16 protein-coding genes are annotated in these 18,922 nt (G+C 52.4%); 9 read left to right on the top strand and 7 right to left on the bottom strand.

Annotation, left to right across the window (positions count from 1 at the left end; all coding sequences use genetic code 11):
- Window positions 1-152 precede the first annotated feature (152 nt).
- The 3 genes from IE073_RS14255 to IE073_RS02385 all read left to right on the top strand — a co-directional run bounded on the left by IE073_RS14255 (window position 153) and on the right by IE073_RS02385 (window position 5,662).
- The gene (locus tag IE073_RS14255; protein WP_308428337.1) at window positions 153-3,281 is read left to right on the top strand and encodes an Rne/Rng family ribonuclease; all 3,129 of its coding nucleotides are present in this window, start codon (window positions 153-155) and stop codon (window positions 3,279-3,281) included.
- Between the two features lie 150 nt (window positions 3,282-3,431).
- Window positions 3,432-4,835 (top strand): M48 family metalloprotease, encoded by a 1,404-nt coding sequence (locus IE073_RS02390; RefSeq protein ID WP_189580836.1) that lies wholly within the window; start codon window positions 3,432-3,434, stop codon window positions 4,833-4,835.
- Between the two features lie 83 nt (window positions 4,836-4,918).
- Entirely contained in the window at window positions 4,919-5,662 is a 744-nt protein-coding gene (locus tag IE073_RS02385) for a DsbA family protein (protein ID WP_189580834.1), read from the top strand.
- Here the strand turns inward: IE073_RS02385 and IE073_RS02380 are convergent.
- Entirely contained in the window at window positions 5,659-6,540 is an 882-nt protein-coding gene (locus tag IE073_RS02380) for a hypothetical protein (RefSeq protein WP_189580831.1), read from the bottom strand. The two genes, IE073_RS02385 and IE073_RS02380, sit on opposite strands and share 4 nt — an antisense overlap.
- A 136-nt stretch (window positions 6,541-6,676) precedes the next feature.
- Here IE073_RS02380 and radA point away from each other — a divergent pair, with 136 nt between their 5' ends.
- Genes radA through IE073_RS02355 form a run of 5 tightly spaced genes read left to right on the top strand, consistent with a single transcriptional unit; the run spans window position 6,677 to window position 11,636 of the window.
- On the top strand, window positions 6,677-8,092 hold the full coding sequence (gene radA, locus IE073_RS02375) for a DNA repair protein RadA (RefSeq protein WP_189580829.1): 1,416 nt from the start codon (window positions 6,677-6,679) through the stop codon (window positions 8,090-8,092).
- 20 nt (window positions 8,093-8,112) lie between these two features.
- Entirely contained in the window at window positions 8,113-8,814 is a 702-nt protein-coding gene (locus IE073_RS02370; protein ID WP_189580826.1) for a CvpA family protein, read from the top strand.
- Entirely contained in the window at window positions 8,811-10,277 is a 1,467-nt protein-coding gene (gene purF / locus IE073_RS02365) for an amidophosphoribosyltransferase (RefSeq protein ID WP_189580823.1), read from the top strand. Before IE073_RS02370 ends, purF begins: the two co-directional genes overlap by 4 nt.
- A gap of 5 nt (window positions 10,278-10,282) precedes the next feature.
- Window positions 10,283-10,990, top strand: coding sequence for an SDR family NAD(P)-dependent oxidoreductase (locus IE073_RS02360; protein ID WP_189580820.1), 708 nt, complete (start codon window positions 10,283-10,285; stop codon window positions 10,988-10,990).
- Window positions 10,991-11,000: 10 nt separating this feature from the next.
- Window positions 11,001-11,636, top strand: coding sequence for an aldo-keto reductase family protein (locus IE073_RS02355; RefSeq protein ID WP_189580819.1), 636 nt, complete (start codon window positions 11,001-11,003; stop codon window positions 11,634-11,636).
- A gap of 12 nt (window positions 11,637-11,648) precedes the next feature.
- On the opposite strand, the gene IE073_RS02350 is transcribed toward IE073_RS02355, so the two are convergent.
- Together IE073_RS02350 and IE073_RS02345 are read right to left on the bottom strand one after the other, a co-directional pair.
- Window positions 11,649-11,888 (bottom strand): helix-turn-helix transcriptional regulator, encoded by a 240-nt coding sequence (locus tag IE073_RS02350; protein WP_189580817.1) that lies wholly within the window; start codon window positions 11,886-11,888, stop codon window positions 11,649-11,651.
- A complete protein-coding gene (locus tag IE073_RS02345) occupies window positions 11,878-12,354 on the bottom strand; it encodes a DUF2178 domain-containing protein (protein ID WP_189580815.1) in 477 nt (158 codons plus the stop codon). Before IE073_RS02345 ends, IE073_RS02350 begins: the two co-directional genes overlap by 11 nt.
- 292 nt (window positions 12,355-12,646) lie before the next feature.
- Here IE073_RS02345 and IE073_RS02340 point away from each other — a divergent pair, with 292 nt between their 5' ends.
- Window positions 12,647-14,173 carry a tetratricopeptide repeat protein gene (locus tag IE073_RS02340; RefSeq protein ID WP_189580813.1) on the top strand — a complete coding sequence of 509 codons (1,527 nt, stop codon included), beginning with the start codon at window positions 12,647-12,649 and terminating at the stop codon, window positions 14,171-14,173.
- A 13-nt stretch (window positions 14,174-14,186) separates the two neighbouring features.
- On the opposite strand, the gene ahr is transcribed toward IE073_RS02340, so the two are convergent.
- Genes ahr through IE073_RS02320 form a run of 4 tightly spaced genes read right to left on the bottom strand, consistent with a single transcriptional unit; the run spans window position 14,187 to window position 18,887 of the window.
- Entirely contained in the window at window positions 14,187-15,194 is a 1,008-nt protein-coding gene (gene ahr, locus IE073_RS02335; RefSeq protein WP_189580811.1) for an NADPH-dependent aldehyde reductase Ahr, read from the bottom strand.
- A gap of 2 nt (window positions 15,195-15,196) precedes the next feature.
- Complete coding sequence (gene der / locus IE073_RS02330) at window positions 15,197-16,705, bottom strand: ribosome biogenesis GTPase Der (RefSeq protein ID WP_189580809.1); 1,509 nt, start codon at window positions 16,703-16,705, stop codon at window positions 15,197-15,199.
- A gap of 3 nt (window positions 16,706-16,708) precedes the next feature.
- Window positions 16,709-18,145: an outer membrane protein assembly factor BamB family protein gene (locus IE073_RS02325; protein ID WP_189580807.1), complete on the bottom strand. Its 1,437-nt coding sequence runs from the start codon at window positions 18,143-18,145 to the stop codon at window positions 16,709-16,711.
- Window positions 18,135-18,887, bottom strand: a complete 753-nt coding sequence (locus IE073_RS02320) for a tetratricopeptide repeat protein (protein WP_189580805.1) — start codon at window positions 18,885-18,887, stop codon at window positions 18,135-18,137. The genes IE073_RS02325 and IE073_RS02320 overlap by 11 nt, the downstream gene beginning before the upstream one ends.
- Window positions 18,888-18,922 lie beyond the last annotated feature (35 nt).

The following is an 18,922-nucleotide window of genomic DNA, read 5'->3' as shown; positions in this document are numbered from 1 at the left end:
TATGCACGCCTCTCATCACACGAAGAAGACCCAAAGGACCGCAGACGCGGCCGGTCTCGTGGAATTGGCGGCCCTGAACCTTAACTCACCCTATTTTGTCTCGCAGCGACCGACGTCATGTCGGAAATCCGCGCGAGCGCTTGGAGAACACAATGACAAAACGTATGCTCATAGATGCCGCCCACCCGGAAGAAACCCGGGTCGTCATCGTCGATTCAAACCGTGTTGAAGAACTAGATTTCGAAAGCCGCCACAAGCGGCAACTCCGAGGCAATGTCTATCTTGCCCGCGTCACGCGCGTAGAGCCTAGCTTACAAGCCGCATTCATCGAATATGGTGGAAATCGTCACGGTTTCCTCGCATTTTCTGAAATTCATCCTGATTATTACCGCATTCCGGAAGCCGACAAACTCGCTTTGAAGGAACAGGAAGAGGAAGATCAGCGTCAGGCCGAAGAAGAAGAAGAAAAACGCAAAGCCGCCTCTGCAAAACGTAAAACGCGTACGCAATCCAAAGACGACGCCGACGAGGAAGAAGACGACGAAGATTCTGACGATCAACTTGACGATGACGCAGAGGACGAGCTCGACGACGACGAAGACGAGCGCGATGAAAATCTAGACCCTGATGATGATGATGCCACCGACGAGAGTGACGCTGAAGTCGCTGACGAGCAAGTTAATGTCGCCGTCAAACGTCGCAAACGTATTTCTCGCCGTCGATATAAAATTCAAGAAGTCATCAAACGCGGTCAAATTCTTCTCGTTCAGGCCGTGAAGGAAGAACGTGGAAATAAGGGCGCCGCTATGACGACATATCTGTCGTTGGCAGGTCGCTATTGCGTTCTGATGCCAAACACCCCGCGTGGTGGTGGTATCTCTCGTAAAATCGCAAATGGTTCAGACCGCAAACGCCTAAAATCAATCATGAACGATCTAGAAGTGCCCAAAGGTATGGGCGTGATTGTTCGCACAGCAGGTGCAAAGCGCACGAAAGCTGAAATTGAGCGCGATTACGAATATCTCTCCCGTCTGTGGTCAGAAATTCGCGAGACCACGATGGAATCTTCTGCGCCGGCGCTCATCCATGAAGAAGGTAATCTGGTTAAACGCTCCATTCGCGATCTCTATAATAAAGACATCGAAGAAGTCCTTGTTCAAGGGAATGACGCCTACGACACGGCCAGCAACTTCATTAACATGCTAATGCCCAGCCATGCTGAGAACGTGAAACATTATGACGACGAGATTCCATTGTTCTTACGCTATGGCGCAGAGAAGCAGATCGAAAATTCGCTGGATGCAACCGTCCAACTCAAATCAGGTGGCTACCTCGTTATCCATCCGACTGAGGCGCTTGTCTCTGTCGACGTCAACTCGGGTCGCTCAACAAAAGAACGCAATATTGAACGGACAGCACTCCGGACGAATCTGGAAGCGGCCGAGGAATTGGCGCGTCAAATGCGTCTACGTGATCTGGCTGGACTCATTGTTGTCGACTTCATCGACATGGACGAAAACAAAAATAACCGTGCCGTAGAGCGCAAGATGAAAGAAATGCTCGCACAGGATCGTGCACGCATTCAAACTTCACGTATTAGTCAATTTGGCTTGATGGAGATTAGCCGCCAACGCCGCCGCCGCTCATTACTTGAAGGCTCGACAACGTCATGTCCGCATTGTTCGGGTGTTGGCCGCAAACGGACTGTCGAGAGCTCTGCGCTCGCGGCTATCCGCGCTGTCGAAGAATTCGCTGTGCGCGGGAAAGCCAAGCGTATTCGGTTAAAAACCTCCCCAGATGTCGCTCTCTACCTTCTGAACGAAAAACGTGATCTTCTGACTCAGGTTGATCAAGTCGCTGACGTCTTTACCGAGGTTGTCGGAGATGACGAATATATTCGTCCACATTACGAGCTGGAAGTCATTGAGAAGCGCGAAGACAAACGCGCCGATCCTTTGTTGAAAATCGAACGCGACTTCAAGAAAGAGCAAGAAGAAGCCAAGCGGAAACCAAAACCTCAGAAAGCAAAAGCTGACCCGACTGAGGACGACGCAGAGGCAGACGAAACATCCTCTTCCGAAACCGATTCTGAAGATGAGAACCGCAAGTCAGGTCGCAAACGCTCCCGCCGCGGACGTCGGGGTGGACGGGGTCGCGGTCGCCGTGATGATCAGGCGAAATCGGCTGATACAGACGCAGATGAAACCGAACCTTCCGAAGTCGAGACGCCAAAATCTGAAACAGATGAAAAGCCAAGACGTGCACGTCGTCGTCGTGGCGGCTCACAACGGTCTGAAGAAAATCAGTCAGAGCCCGTAAAATCAGATGACGCCTCAAAAACCGAAGATGAAACGCCAAAGCGTGGACGTCGTCGTCGCGCGCCGTCCAAGGTCAAAGAAGCCCCTGTTGAAACGGCTGTAGAAGAATCGCCAGTTGTTGAAGACAAAAAGCCTGTTCGTCGTTCAACAACACGTCGTAAAGCGCCTGCTCGCAAGAGTGCTGATGCCGTGAAGGACACCGAAGTGGCAGACGTCGTCGCCGAAAAGCCTAAGCGGACACGAAAGGCACCAGCTAAGAAAAAAGCTGATCTGGCCGAGGCGACCACCGAAGCTGCGAAGCCAGCCCGAAAGCGTCGCGCACCGACCAAGGCAAAAGCTGAGGAGAGCGCTGTAGAGGACAAGCCGAAACGCACTCGTAAAGCGCCAGCTAGAAAGCCCGCTGAGCAGGCGACCGAAGCTGAAGCTGAAACGCCGAAGGCACCTCGCAAGCGCAAAGCCCCCGCGAAAAAAGCGCCTGCCACTGCCGCCAAGGCAGCTGAAGCCGATGCTAAACCAAAGCGGACTCGTAAAGCGCCCGTCAAAAAGGCTGACGCTGAAGCCAAGGTTGAAACGGCCAAGCCAACGCGGACCCGTAAGGCGCCTGTCAAAAAAACTCCGGCAAAAGAAACGAACGTCAAAGCAGAGGCTGAAGCGCCAAAACGAACGCGGAAAGCGCCTGTAAAAAAAGCGGCTAGCAAAGCTGCTGCGACAAAGAAGGCGCCGGCTAAAAAAGCCACGGCGGAACCTAAAGACCAAGAGGCAAAGCCGAAAACAACGCGAGCGCGAAAAGCGCCCGTGAAGAAAACCCCAGTCAAAGACGTGCCGACGGAACCCGCAGCGGTTGAAACACCTGCGCCTAAACCTCAGGCGCCTGAGGCACCGGCCGCTAAGCCTGTTGATACGCAGGATGCGCCCGCGAAAAAGTCACGTCTAGGTTGGTGGAAATCGCGTAAGAAGGATTAAACTCGATAGACTGACGCAGGCGGAGCAAAACACTTTGCCTGCGTCAGAATGCGAAAACTCAGCCTCTATTCAGTTTCACTCGCGTAAATGTCAAACAGTCTAACAGGGGCGTAACTTGACCGCCTTTTCGAGAGGTTCCACACGCTGACTATGACGCTGAATTATAAATCTATGATCTCATCTCTACGCGCGCTTGCTTTGGCAATGTGTTGCGTGGCCTTTGCAGCCACACAGGCCCATGCCCAATCGCTGCTCCGCGATACAGAAATTGAAGAAACGCTCCGCGAATTCACTGACCCAATTTTACGTGCCGGTGGGTTATCGCCCTCTTCCGTTGATATCTATATCGTCAACGATCCGTCCTTGAATGCTTTTGTAACCCGTGGTCAGAATATTTTCCTGCATTCGGGCCTTATCTTGGAAGCGGATACACCCAACCAACTCAAAGGCGTCATTGCGCATGAGACAGGTCACATCACGGGCGGACATATTGTGCGATCCGACTATGGTAACCGTAGTGCTTATGGCTCCATGCTCATCGCCGCAGGCGTTGGTTTAGCCGCTATCCTTGCTGGCGAAGGTCAAGCTGGCGCGCTCATTTTGGGTGGGTCCCAGCAATTTGGGGCTCTGGAGGCCCTGTCATACTCGCGCGTTAACGAGTCTGCGGCTGACCAATATGCAGCCGAATATATGGAACGTACGGGCCAAAGTGGCGCAGGGTTGATTGAGTTCTTCGAGAAATTTCGCGCCCAAGAAGTTCTAAGCCAAGCGCGCCGCTACCCCTATTTCCGCGGACATCCTCTGTCTTCTGACCGTATTGATGCGCTGCGCGAGCGCGTGAGAGACTCTGGGTATGAGGATATCACAGACACGCCAGAAGAAATGCACAAACATAAGATGATGCAAGCCAAACTTAGAGGCTTTTTGGATGGACCAGCCCAAGTTTACTCTCGTTTTCCGCTCTCAGATCAGACAAAACCGGCGCGCTACGCCCGCGCTGTTGCAAATTTCAAACAGGCCGACCTGCGCAATTCAATAAAAGAAATCGATAGTCTCATCGCTGACGAACCTGAGAACCCCTATTTTCATGAGCTTAAGGCGCAAATCCTATATGAGTCTGGCCAAGGCACGGCCGCGATTGAACCTGCTCGACGCGCGCTTGAATTAAAGCCCGGCTCGCCATTGCTAGAGATCGCACTGGCGCAAGCGACGCTACAAACCCGCGATCCAGGGGATTTCCCGAAGGCTGAGGCATTGTTGAAATCCGCATTGCAAAAAGAGTCGTCAAACTCATATGGTTGGTATCTCTTGGCCGATGTCTATGAACGTCAGGGTCAAACCTCACTTGCCAAATATGCGACAGCAGAGCGGTTCTACGCAATCGGCGACATTGCCAGTGCCCGATCATTTGCCCAACGCGCGCAAGAGGAACTCTCGCGAGACCTACCGCAGTGGCGTCGCGCCTCTGATATCATCGTTGTTGCAGATACCCAGCTTGCACAAAAACGGGGTCGGCGTGGTCCAAAACCTTTGGTGAGCTTCACCTCGCGTTGATGTTATCACGTTAGTCAGAATTATCCTGTATGTGGCGCGCAGTAAGCCGCCCTACCCCTCGTAAGAATAGACAGAGCATTGATATGAGAACTTTCCTGATGACGACCATCGCCGCCGTTGGCTTGATGACATCATCCTGTGCGCAGGCTGGATCAACCACTGACATGAGCAAGACCGAAATTGAAGAATTGGTCCGAGCCTACATCATGGAAAATCCAGAAATCATCCGCGACGCCTTTATCAAACTTCAGGAAAAAGAGGTCGCGCAGGAGCAGGAGCTCAATCGTGAGTCGATTGCCGCTGCGAAAGATGCCCTGGAAAATGATCCGCGTGATATGTCTGTCGGACCTGACGATGCGAAGGTCACGATCGTAGAGTTCTTTGATTATAATTGTGGGTTCTGCAAACGGGCCACACCTTGGGTTCAGAATGCCGTTGAAAAATATGGCGACGATGTTCGTATCGTTTTCAAAGAGTTACCCATACTTGATGATCGAACAAAGACGTCTCGTTTAGCTGCCCGTTCGGCTCTGGCCGCGGGTCGCCAGGGTAAATATGCTGAAATGCATTATGCGTTAATGGATTCAAAACGTCTGACGGGTGAGAGTATTCGTGAGACAGCCAAAGAAATTGGTCTCGACATGCGTAAATATGAGGCTGATTTGGCAGACGCCTCCATTGATAAGCACATCAATGATACGCTTCAGCTCGCCAATCGCCTTCCTGCGCTAACGGGCACGCCCTTCTTTATCGTCGGTGACGAGTATGTATCTGGCGCAGATACCGACCGGCTCGAACGTCTAGTCGACGCTGCCTTAGGTAGTTAAGGCGCGAAGATCGTATAGGTAACATCGGCCGACAATATTCCCGTCCCCATGGAGAAATCATAGTTATTTCCGGTGACGGGGGACCCGCGTAATCTATAGACACTGGCAAAACCAGTTGCTTGCTGCGCAATCGTGCCCCGGACTCGCGCTGTGCGTCTTCCGCCGTCATAAACTTTGGTTTGGCCTGACGACAAATCGTTCAACGTCGACCCAAATGCATTTCGACCAATTACGACCCCTGCACCACCCACTGAAGCGAGTTGCGCGCGCTGTCCAATTGTTGTCGAAGCTGGCGCTCGTTCAATAAATTGATAACCGATGTTATTGAAATCTAGCCCAGAGAAATCTCCGCTGGTTGTAAGGTTCGATGCCTCTGCGTAAATGTCGAAAGCGGCGTTGCTAGTGACGAAAAACCAAGCGAACCGGACATTACTTCCCAACAAATCAATGTCTGTAGATCCATCAATCCCAAACGGGGTGTAGCTATCATTGGCATCCAGCATTTGGAAAGATGGGTTGTTGATATAAGCTCCGCCAGACGTTTGACCCGTAATTTGAAAAGGCCACCCGCCCGACGTTCCGTCACTAATGGGGTCAAATGGAAAATTCACAGGCACACCATCCTGAGCGATCAAATCATTGCCCGCGCTTCCAGAGGGCACATTTTCTAGCAGAACAAAGTCATGGGCCAGAGGCGCAGCACCATTGTTTTCGATGAAATCTCCGCCTGAAAAAACAATCACCACAGAGGTCGCATTGAAATAGGGCCGATCGAATACCGAGGCCTTGGCTTGCAAGAACAAGCTGGCGCTCAGAATGCATCCCAAAAATCCTACTCTCAGGCCGCCCCATTGGTTTGCCCGCGCTGTCCCAAACATGGCCAGCCCCCATACTACTTCAAGACAATAATTGCGCGATCATGGTTAAGTTTGGCTTACTGCAAATCCGATTAATCTGAAGAACAAAACAGAAACAAACTTTGACAGAACATCTGGATTGTGGGAAGTGGAACTTATGCCAAAGCCATCAACCATCTTCGTCTGTCAATCTTGTGGGAGCGTCCATGGGAAATGGGCGGGCCGTTGTGATTCCTGCGGCGAATGGAATACACTCATTGAAGAGGTTAAAGCTCAAAATGCGAAACCCGCTCACAAGCGTCGAAAAGGCCGCGGCTTAGAATTCGTCGATCTGGGCGGCGTCTCTCGCGATGTGCCTCGTCTGAAAACAGGCATTGACGAATTGGACCGCGTAACAGGCGGCGGTCTCGTGCCGGGCTCTGCCCTGCTCGTCGGCGGAGATCCCGGTATTGGGAAATCGACACTTTTACTTCAAGCGACCGGAAAGCTGGCTGCCAATGGGTTTAAAACGGCTTATATATCCGGAGAAGAATCTACCGGACAGGTCCGTCGACGGGCCAAACGCTTGGAAGTCGCAGATCAACCTGTCAGCCTTGCGTCGGAAACCTCATTAGGACCAATCTTAGACGGGCTGATGGAGACAAAACCTGACGTCGTGATTATTGATTCAATACAAACACTCTGGACCGATCAGTTGGGAGCGGCGCCGGGCACCGTTGCGCAAGTGCGCGCCTGTTCGCAAGAATTGACGCGCTACGCCAAAAAAAGTGGCGCTTGCGTCATCTTGGTCGGTCACGTCACCAAGGACGGCCAAATCGCGGGTCCCCGCGTTGTCGAACATATGGTCGACGCGGTCCTATATTTCGAAGGTGACCGCGCGCATCAGTTTCGTATTCTTCGGGCGCATAAGAATCGTTTTGGCCCCACCGATGAAATCGGTGTGTTTGAGATGCGCGAATTCGGCCTCGCGGAGGTGCCAAACCCCTCGGCGCTATTCCTGGATGGGCGAGGTGAGTCGTCCTCCGGTGCCGCTGTTTTTGCAGGCCTAGAAGGCTCTCGGCCCGTCCTCACTGAAATCCAAGCCCTCGTCGCGCCAGCGGCCTTCGGGACACCGCGTCGGTCTGTGGTCGGGTGGGACAGCAGCCGTCTTGCGATGGTTTTAGCCGTCCTCGAAACGCGCTGCGGCGTAAGTTTTGCCGGAAAAGATGTCTATTTGAACGTTGCGGGCGGATTGCGCATCAACGAACCCGCAGCCGACCTTGCCGTTGCAGCCGCCATTGCGAGTTCGGCTTTTGACGTTCCCCTGCCATCGGATTCGGTAGTGTTCGGCGAGATTAGCCTGTCCGGTGATGTAAGGCCCGTGGGTCGAGCTGATGCACGGCTCAAAGAAGCCGCCAAACTAGGTTTCCATCGCGCTATCACGGCCAAACCCCAAAAACGGAAAGATGGCCGCGATAAACTTGGTCACTCGGCCCTTCCAATCATTGCAATCAAGGCTTTGCCCGACCTCATCCGACGTGTAGAAGCCAGCACGGAAAGCGGCCTCGACCATCCTTCGAGTTGGGCCGCCTAACTGGAGTTTGATATCGCCCCATGACTGCCCAACTGATGCAATTTATCACAATCGGGCCATGGGAGCTGAACGGCTTTGACGTCGTTGTTCTGATTATACTCCTTATTTCAATGCTATATGCGGCCTCACGCGGTCTGTTGCGGGAAGTGATTTCGATCGCCTCACTACTTGTCGCTGCGATTGCGACGCTCTTTGTATGGGGCCAATTCCGCTTTGCTGCGCAAGATTTCATCTCACCGCCATGGTTAGCCGATGGCGCCTTGCTCGTGGGCGTGTTCTTCATCGCCTATCTCATCATGGTGTTGATCATGTCAAAAATCGGAAAGACCATCGCAGGCAAAGAAAGCGGCTTTCTGGATCGCGTTCTCGGCGCAGCGTTCGGGATTGCGCGCGGGCTGATCATCGCCGCACTAGGTGTGATGGTGCTGACGGCGAGTAATCGCGCATCTGCGGAAGCCCAAGACTACAAGAAAAGCCTAATCGAACAGGGCATTTACAATCAAGTGCTCAGTAAAATGCCAAAATCTATGCGTGACCAAATGGAATCGGAACCGAAGCCGTTGCCCGACATGTTAGCGGAGTCGACGTTCTACCCCCTGCTCAACAAAATTGGCGCTGGCCTTCGCGCTCTTCCCTTTGCAAAAGTACAGACCTATGCCGAACGCATTAAAGACGGTGACATAGACGGACTATCACAAGACTTATTGGAGTCGGGAAAATGACTAACCCAAGCTGCGAACTTGATCCTAATGAAGACAAAATCCGCGAAGAATGCGGGGTTTTCGGCATTTTCGGCCTCGAAAATGCAGCCTCTCTCACAGCGCTCGGCCTCCACGCCCTACAGCATCGCGGGCAAGAAGCTTGCGGTATCGCGGCCTATGATGGCCAGCAATTCCGTACCGAACGGCACCTCGGCCTAGTGGGCGATAGCTTCACGGGCGATGATCCATCCCAACGGCTCCCCGGCAACATCTCCATCGGACATGTGCGCTATTCCACGGCAGGCCAGACCGTCCTGCGCAATGTGCAACCGCTATTCTCGGAACTCCACACGGGTGGTTTTGCGCTCGCTCATAATGGCCACATTACAAACGCGTATACGCTGCGCGAACAGCTTGTGAAAAAAGGCGCGATTTTCCAGTCAACATCAGACACCGAAGTTGTGATCCATCTTTTGGCGCGGGCGAAGGAAGGCGAATTTATTGACCGCCTTGTGTCCGCTATTCGCCAAGTTGATGGTGGATACGCTTTTGTAGGTATGACGGAAAAACTTCTGATCGGTGTACGTGACCGTTTTGGCATTCGCCCGCTCCTGATTGGTCGCATCGGCAATAGTTATGTTCTTGCCTCTGAAACCTGTGCGTTCGACATGATCGAGGCGGAGTTCATTCGCGAAGTCGAGCCGGGCGAAGTCGTTGTCATCAATGAAGATGGCATCCGCAGCTTCACCGCCTACCCAAATGCAAGCTCTCGTCCCTGCATCTTTGAGTTCGTCTATTTTGCACGTCCTGACAGCATCGTTGGCGGAAAGTCCGTCTATGAAGTCCGTAAACGCATGGGCCAACGCCTCGCCGAAGAAACGCCCGCCGACGTCGATGTAATCATTCCGGTGCCAGATAGCGGCGTTCCTGCGGCGCTCGGCTTTTCCCAAGCGACAGGTATTCCATTCGAACTTGGCATCATCCGAAACCATTATGTCGGGCGAACTTTTATTCAACCCACGCAACAAATTCGAGATATGGGCGTGAAGCTAAAGCATTCCGCCAACCGGTCTATGATTGAAGGCAAACGCGTCTTGCTCGTCGATGATTCAATCGTCCGTGGTACAACCTCGACCAAAATTGTGCGCATGATCAAAGCCGCAGGCGCGAAAGAAGTTCACTTCCGCTCGGCCTCCCCGCCGATCAAATATCCAGACCATTATGGCATTGATATGCCGACCAAAGATAAACTCATTGCGGCAAATTACTCGCTGGAAGAAATGACGTCTATGCTCGAAGTCGATAGTCTTGGCTTCCTGTCTGTCGAAGGCCTCTACTGGGCCATGGGTGAAAAATTCCGCGAAGAAGATGCGCCGCAATATACGGATCACTGCTTCACGGGTTGCTACCCGACGCCCTTAATCGACAGAGATCGTCAACTCCTCGGCGGCAATCAACTCTCATTCCTCGTAGAGGTCGCATAAGCGCTATGTCTGAACATCAAGGACGCATTATCCTCGTCACTGGGGCCTCGCGCGGCATTGGCTATGCGACAGCGAAACGCTTGGCCGCCGAAGGCGCACAAGTCATCGCGGTGGCGCGCACCCAAGGTGGTCTAGAAGACCTCGACGATGAAATTAGATCCGCAGGCGGGCAATGCACTCTCGTCCCGATGGATCTGAAAGATAGCGATTCTATTGACCGCTTGGGCGCAGCCCTTAACGAGCGCTTCGGTCGTCTCGATGGATTGCTCATGAATGCGGGGCAACTCGGCGCGATTACACCCTTTCCGCACACGACCCCCAAAGATTGGGATAGCGTTATCGCCGTGAACCTGACCGCCAATTACCGCCTGATCCGCGCGATGGACCCGCTCTTGCGCGCCTCTGATGCGGGGCGTGTCGTCGCTGTGACGAGTTCCGTGGCCCAAAGTCACCGCGCATATTGGGGCGCTTATGCTGTCTCAAAGGCTGGCTTGGAAGCTATGGCAAATATCTACGCGGAAGAAACCGAAATCACGAAAGTTCGCGTGAACATCTATGATCCGGGTGGAACACGCACTGCGATGCGTGCCAAGGCCGTTCCGGGCGAAGACCCGAGCGTTCTTCCCGAACCTTCAGCACATTGGGATAATCTGTCCATGATGTTGGGCGCAGGGTATAACAAAACGCGCCAATTGGTGAAGTTCGCGCGGTAGGGCGACCCCCATGCGGTGCGTCATTGGCTATGCCTCTCTGATTTCCGAAACGAGTATAAAACGGCTGTTTCCAAATGCAGGACGTATTGTACGCGTGACGCTCGAAAATCATGCGCGCTGTTTCAACTCATTTGGAACACTTAGCCTCAAAGCGGGATTGGCCGACAGCGGGTCTGATTATTTGGCCCATGCGTCAGCCATATATCGACCTAATTCCATCCTTCATGCGTTAGCGTTTGAATTGGATGATACGGATTATGATACCTATGTCAGACATGAATTTCGATATGACTTTAAACCTGTGAGCGTTCAGGCCCTAGAAGGCGGTCAGCACTTCGACGCCATCATTTGCTATGAGAATGTCGACCAAAACATTGATGTTTCGCGCATCGGGTCGGCCAGCATATGGGATCTTTACGATTTGTATGACACGCCATCCTTCTGGCACACGTCGCATTTACCCGCAAAGATATATCTCGAACATTGTGTGGCGAGCGCTCGCGATCTTGGCGCAGACATGCTCGATAATTTTCTTGATGCTAGCTATTTACACGATCGGATGACCTCAATCCGATCTTATCTTGAGGACAGTGACTCTGGCTTAGATAGTTACGTCAATAACGCGCAATATTCCGCTGTATTTTAAGGCTCAATACCCTCAAACCCAATCGGGCGAGAACACGAAGAGTTCGTCCACGCGTTCACCCAGCACGTGAGCAAGACGAAATGCCAGTTCCAATGATGGGGCGTATTTCTGCGCCTCCACCGCAATGATCGTCTGGCGCGTTGCTCCCACTTGCTCGGCCAATGCCGCTTGAGACAGGTTCGTTCGGGCCAGACGCACGCGTTTAATATGGTTCTGGATCGTAGTTTTCTTACCGCCCACCTTATCGACCATATCCGTAAATCATGACCGCATGTTTGGTCAGGTCAGCAACATAACTCACCACCATCAACGCAAAGATGATCTGCACCGTCGTCATCAACTGGATATGCTCTTTGAATTCTTCGGGAAAACCAGAACTCATGACCATGGCAACAATCACAAAACCGACACCTGCCTGCAAGATACGATAGCCGATATGGGAGCCGCGACGCTCAATCTCAATGTCGCGTTCATCACGTTTTGCCTTTTGCTGCTTGGACGCGATCTCAAACGTAATGGCGATAGCCGTATGCAAGACAACGGTCAGGAATACGACGCCGACAATTATCCCGGCAAACTCACCCGGTTCAAAATCAATCGGACGAATAGAAAACCCAGCGGTCATCTTCTGCCAAAACCAAATAAAGACCGCCCCATCCGCCAATAGGGTCAGCCAACTCTGGCGCTGGGTGGATGTCATGTCTTCTATACGGGTCATTCTGGTCTCCTCTGAACTTAATGCCGCCTCGATTGGCACATCGAGTGAAACGGCAGCCTATGTATAATATGTTTTACATACAGCGAAAGGCCCTGATGTGTAAAGTATTTTTTACATAGGCTTGAATTTATGAGTGAGGAATATGTGTTTTCCCTGCAACTTACTCACGCGTAAAGGACCACCTCGAAAGATGAAAACGATCCAAAATCAAAGGGTGTTGAATTCTTCAATCTAGCACCTAATAGTTGTAGCCTAACTTATCATGACCCTCTCCGACCAAAGGCACTACATTATGAAGTCTGGATATATTGCGACACTCCTCCTCATTAGTGCCTTGCTGTTCCCCGCCTTGGCTTCGGCGGATGATATTCAAGTGACGTCTGAGAACGTCATTTTTGTGGGTGATGTTTCGGAAGAGAATGGCAAGCGTCTGGTCAGAAATCTTGAAATTTACCGCAATACAATCATTTCTCTGGTTGGGTTGAAAGGCAAACCAGACGATAAACCCCTGCGCGTCTACGGAACCAAAAACGGCAAGACGATCACACAGTTTACAGGTCAACGGGGGATTGCCGGCGTCTATACGGAAGGGCTCAAAGGTCCAGTTTTCGTAACGATAACCAAGGGCGGATTTAAAAAAGACAATTGGGCAACCCAAGTGGCTCTGCACGAGTATAGTCACCACGTTTTGCGCGGCATGAGCCGCGATAATTATCCACGTTGGTATAGCGAAGGGTTCGCCAATTACTTGAGCACCTTCAAGGTTGAGGGCGATATCATCACGATCGGTGCGCCGAATGTTTCGCATGGGCGCGCTCTCAAAGAAAACCGATGGATGAGCCCAGAGGTTATCTTTGGTTCAATCCACAATTACCCTCGAACGAATAGATTTGACCAATTCTACGGGCAGAGCTGGCTCTACGTCCATTACATGCAAAACACACCCGAACTCGGGCGAAAACTTCCTGTTTATTTGGACAATCTGGAAAAGGGGCAGAAACCGATCCCTGCCTTTGAGTCAGCATATGGCATGACAATCCAAGACTTTCACAAGGCCGCACGGGACTATTGGGGCGAAAATGCCTTCCCCGTCATGCAGTTCAAAGCCAGCCCATCATTGCTCAATCCTGAGATAACTGTGAAGGTTTTGTCCGATGACCAAGCCCTCCTCGCCTATGCGGATGGGCAGCGAAATTTCATGAATAAAGACACGGCGAAATCGCTTCTGAAGAAATATGCGAAGTTGTCAGAGCCGCTGCAAGCGACAAAAGAAGTCCGTTTGGGGCAAGGCCACAGCGCAATGGCCTTAGACGATTTCGATGCCGCAGAAGGTTATGTATCCGCCGCATTAGAACAATCGCCAGAGGATGTTGACGTATTGAGCCTATTGGCGGACGTGCATTACCATAGGCTCGCCAAGGCCGCCGGGGATGACACAGCAAAAGGCGCCATCCGAAAGTTTGCGGGTGAACACGACCCTATGCCAGTTATCACGCGATTTGAGGACGTCCTGAAGATTGATCCGAATGACAACACATCGGTTACCCATCTCGTTACGCTCTACGGGCGATCAGATGCACCGCTCAGTGAGACAGGGAAAAAGGCAGCTGAGGTCATGGCCCAGTCCTACCTGACGCCAACCAATGTGGGCGGACATCTCGACCTTGCGAATATCTATATTCAAAGTATCGACAGCTCAAAAGCCTGCGGTTTTTACCAAATCGCAAGGGCACGAGTGAGCACTTATAACGACGCGAAGGTGAATGATGACACCGCACGCGTCAAAGCTTTCGCCCGTGCCCATCCGCAATGCGGATAGGCAAATAATACGGTCAGTTGTTTTTCAATACGATCCGATAGCGGGCCTTGCCGGATTTCAGATGGTCTATCGCGGCATTGACTTCGCTCATGGGGAACGTTTCGACCATAGGCTTGATGTCGTGGCGTGCACAGAACTCAAGCATGGTCGCCACTTCATGTGGTGCGCCTGTATCGGACCCGCCTACGGATTTACCGCCGCCGATAAGGCTGAAGGCAGGAATACCCATAGGTTCAGCGACACCGCCAACTGTAATCAGCTGTCCATTTGGACGTAATGCCGCCAAATAAGCAGGCCAGTTCAGGCTAACATTCACCGTCGAAATGATAAAATCGAAATGGCCGCGTTCCGCTTTAATGGCGTCTTTATCGCGACTATTGACGACGCGGTGCGCGCCCAACTTTTTAAGTTCGTCCATCTTATCTTGCGAACTCGTGAAAGCTGTTACTTCGCAGCCCCACGCATTAGCGAATTGTAGGGCTAAATGACCCAATCCACCAATGCCGATGACGCCGACACGGTCTGTCGGTTTAAGGCCAAAATTGACGAAAGGCGCAAAGACGGTAATCCCGCCGCAGAACAAAGGCCCTGCGGTCACGGGATCAATACCATCAGGGATAGGGACAGCCCAAATATCTTGGACACGCACGCGATCGGCAAATCCGCCATTCGAGCGAATGGTTGAGACCCCTGTCTGGCATCGTTGCTGCGTACCTGACAAGCAAGGTTGGCACGCCTGACATGATTGGGCGTTCCAGCCGACTCCAACCATTTGGCCAACTTCAAGTGTTGTTACAGCCTCGCCTTTTGCGCGAATACGGCCAACGGCTTCATGTCCTGGGATCAAAGGATACTGGCTAGAATGCCAACTATTGTCGACCATGGATAAGTCAGAGTGGCAAACACCGCAGGCCATGACGTCAATTTCAACATCATGCGCGCTCAACGGTCCCGGATCGTAGCTATAGGCTTCTAGTGATCCGCCAGCTTCCATTGCGGCATACGCATTAATCTCTGTCATGTTTATCCTTCTGGGGGTTTAGCGTTCTTGCCGGGTTTGTGTTTTTTCACCCGACCTGCCGCTTCGCGACCTTTGTTCATCTTACCAAGCGGCTCAAATCCTTGCTTACGTTTTGTCGTATCGTAAGGATTACTATCGGCTTTGACGTTGATACGAATTGGGATGCCCCAAAGATCAAAATCTTCGCGCAAACCATTGACAAGATAGCGCTTATAACTCTCCGGCAGCTTGGTCGCGCGCGAACATTTGAGGACAAATGTCGGCGGGCGGGTCTTGGTCTGACTGATATATTTCGGCTTGATATGGCGGCCATTGACGACAGGCGGTGGATGGCGGGCGACTTTCTCAATCAACCAATCATTCAACTCCGACGTCTTTACCTTGGCAGACCAATCGACTTGAACGCGCTCAATCGCGGGTAGAAGACGATCGACCGACTTTCCTGTTAAACCAGAGAACATGACGACCGGAACGCCTCTGAGCTGCGGCAAAAGCCGTGCTGCAGTTTCGCGTAACGCCTTGGTCATCTCCGATTTATTTTCGACCAAATCCCATTTGGTGACACCAATCACCATCGCACGACCTTCGCGTTCGCAGAGCGCCGCAATTTGCAAGTCCTGCTTATCGAACGGCGATGTCGCATCCATGAGGAGCACAACGACCTGTGCGAAGTTAATCGCGCGCAAAGTGTCCTGGACAGACATCACTTCCAATGTCTCCTGAACTTTAGCTTTCTTCCGCATACCCGCAGTGTCATGGAATTGGACACGCCGATCTTGCCAAACAAAATCAACCGTGATGCTGTCGCGGGTGACGCCAGCCTCTGGTCCCGTAAGCAAGCGGTCTTGGCCGATAAGCGTATTGATAAGGGTCGATTTACCCGCATTTGGACGACCGACAATCGCAATACGAACAGGCGCTTCAGATGTATCAATAGGGTCTGGATCGACCTCTAACTTCACCTCACGCAGCGCGAGTTCAACAGCATCGTCCAAATCGACCATGCCGATGTTATGTTCTGCTGCGACTTCAACGGGATCACCCATGCCGAGGGAATAGCCCTCATTGATTCCTGCGTCGCCTGCGCTGCTTTCGCATTTATTGGCCACAAGCACGACTGGCTTGCCCGTTTTCCGTACGAAATTTGCAAAAATACGATCCAGAGGCGTTACGCCTTCGCGCGCATCATAAACAAATAACAGAACATCAGCGTCCATGACGGCTTGTTCCGTCTGTGAACGCATCCGCGCTTCAAGTTTATCGCCCGTCGCATTTTCGAAACCCGCTGTATCCATCAAGGTCATGTCATGACCTCGGATACGCGACTTCGTCTCGCGCACGTCACGCGTGACGCCCGGTTGGTCATTTACAATGGCAAGCTTTTTGCCAGCCATACGGTTGAACAAAGTCGATTTCCCGACATTCGGCCGTCCGATGACCGCAATCCGCGCGGGACGCGTGTTGTCGTCTTCTGGCTCTTCGTCGTCGAGATGACGGTTCTTACGCGCCATATTCTATTTCAACGCAATAAGTTTGGCGTCATCCGTCAAGAGATAGACTGTCTCATTGGAGATAACGGGTGGAACAAAAACGGGCGACTTGACGTCCATTTCTTTGACAATATCGCCAGACCGCGGATCCAGCATGACAACGCCACCGCGTGAGCTCGCCACGATCAAACGATTGCCCGCCAAAAGCGGTCCAGTCCAAACTGTGCGCTCTTTGCGCTTCTTGGCATTTTTGTAGTTTTCTAGCTGTTGGAGCCAAAGAATTGTGCCGTCTAACTTCGAGATCGCCGCAACTTGTCCAGACGTAGTGACGGTAAACACAACGTCCCCTGCAATTAGCGGGATCGTGAGCGAGCCGGCGGGTATCGACCAAACTCGCTGTCCTGTTCGCAAATCGAAGGCTGTCATAACACCGCTTTGGGCTGTCGTCACAACATAGCCATCGGCGACGGCAGGGCCGCCTGCAATGTCGTTAAGAGAAGCAAGAGGCGTCAAACGCGCGGTAGAAGACAATGAATCCTGCCACAAGACGCCACCATTTTGAACGCGCAACGCCACAAGCTCACCCGAGGAAAACGGTGCAAGAATGACATCATCGACTACGGCGGGCGCTGGCGATGTCAGCATTGATGCGGTTTCGATGATCCCTTGATAGGACCAGAGCACCTCACCCGAATTTGAATTTAACGCAAAAAGCTCATTGTCGTCTGAAATGACAAAGACGCGACCATTGTGAACAGTCGGAGCAGAATTGAGTGGAACCCGCGTTTGACGTGCCCAAATCAACGCGCCCGTATCGGCGTTCAAGGCGACCATTTTCCCAAGGCCAGATGCGACGTAAACCGTACCATCGGCAAAGGCGACACCGCCGCCAACACCTTCTTTATCGCTGCCGTCACCATCTGCGAAGGTGAGCGGATCTCGGATACGGTCAATAAAGCTCGTTTTGCCTTCGCGGGTTGATTCGCGTTGGACCGCTTCGACCTTGAATTCCCATTTTCGGTCGCCAGTAGCTTCGTCAAAGGCGCGCACATTATAAGCGGCGTCCACCGTAAATATCGTGCCATTAGCAATCACGGGCGGCGCCATGATCCGACCTTTGCGACCAGACCCTTCACCAATGTCGACAGACCAAGCCTTATCCAACGGGCCCGTTGCGGCCGTATGCTGAACGACGTGTTGCACGTTCCCGCCCACTTGTGGCCAATCAGCATTTACATAGGGCTCAGGCAGAACAATTTGATCGGGTGAGATCGGCGTGACAACAGTCAGCGTCTCAGACAGTTCGAGAATAGAAATACGCTGATCTTCACCCGCGACTTCGCCCTGCTCTGCGCGAATGTCGGCTTCAGTTTTGTCAAACGGATTGATCGCGTCCAGCGTCGAACACCCCGCAAGCAAGGCTGCTGAGGCAACCGTCAAAAGGATAGAATTAGTCTTCATCGGGCGTATCCGTTTCCGGTGTGGCGTCTGTCGGCTGAATGTCAGTAGGCTGTGTTTCGGTCTGCAAAACATCAATTGGCTCTGGCGCACTCAAGCCAGTTTTCGCGTTCATCAGCGCCATAGACTGCTCTGCACGCTGTTTAACCGTTGTCGGCACACCTGGCACTGACGTCAGAAAGGAGAACTGCTCACGCGCAGCGGAGGCATCACCGGCCTCAGAATGTGCGTAGCCCAGTAACTCTCGCGATAAATGTTCGTAGGGCGCATCTTTCACAGCCAATGTCGCGAGACGACCAATGACGTCTGAATAAGCGCCCATATCGGCCAGCAAATAAGCGGCTTTGAGTTGAGCGAGTTGTTTATGGCGCGGCATTGTAAATCGCTCTGCGGCTTGATCAAAGAGACGAACCGCCCCCATCGTATCGCCCTGCTCCTGACGGATCGCGGCGGCGCGCATCAGCGATAGACCTGCATATCCATCAGGGCCAGTCTCGCCCAGTTCAACGAAAGCCTGAACAGCGGCGTCGGCGTCACCAGAATCGAGCTTCTTATCCGCCGCAGTATATACAGCCGAAACCACCTGCGCCTTCTTGTCATTGGCGTATTTGCGGTATTCCATATAACCCGTTCCCGCGACAATCAGGAACAGAACGATACCAATGGCAGGGCCATATTTTTTGAGTAGGCGGTTATAGTCGTCCTTGCGGAGTTCCTCTTCCACCTCATTAATGAAGTCGACCACGGTTTGGTCCTTGAATCATGGGACGGTGCAAGCAC

Source organism: Litorimonas cladophorae (genome assembly GCF_014652455.1).
GTDB classification, from domain to species: domain Bacteria; phylum Pseudomonadota; class Alphaproteobacteria; order Caulobacterales; family Maricaulaceae; genus Litorimonas; species Litorimonas cladophorae.
The sequence above is the reverse complement of the archived record's forward strand: the minus strand, read 5'-3'. Positions and strand labels throughout refer to the sequence as shown.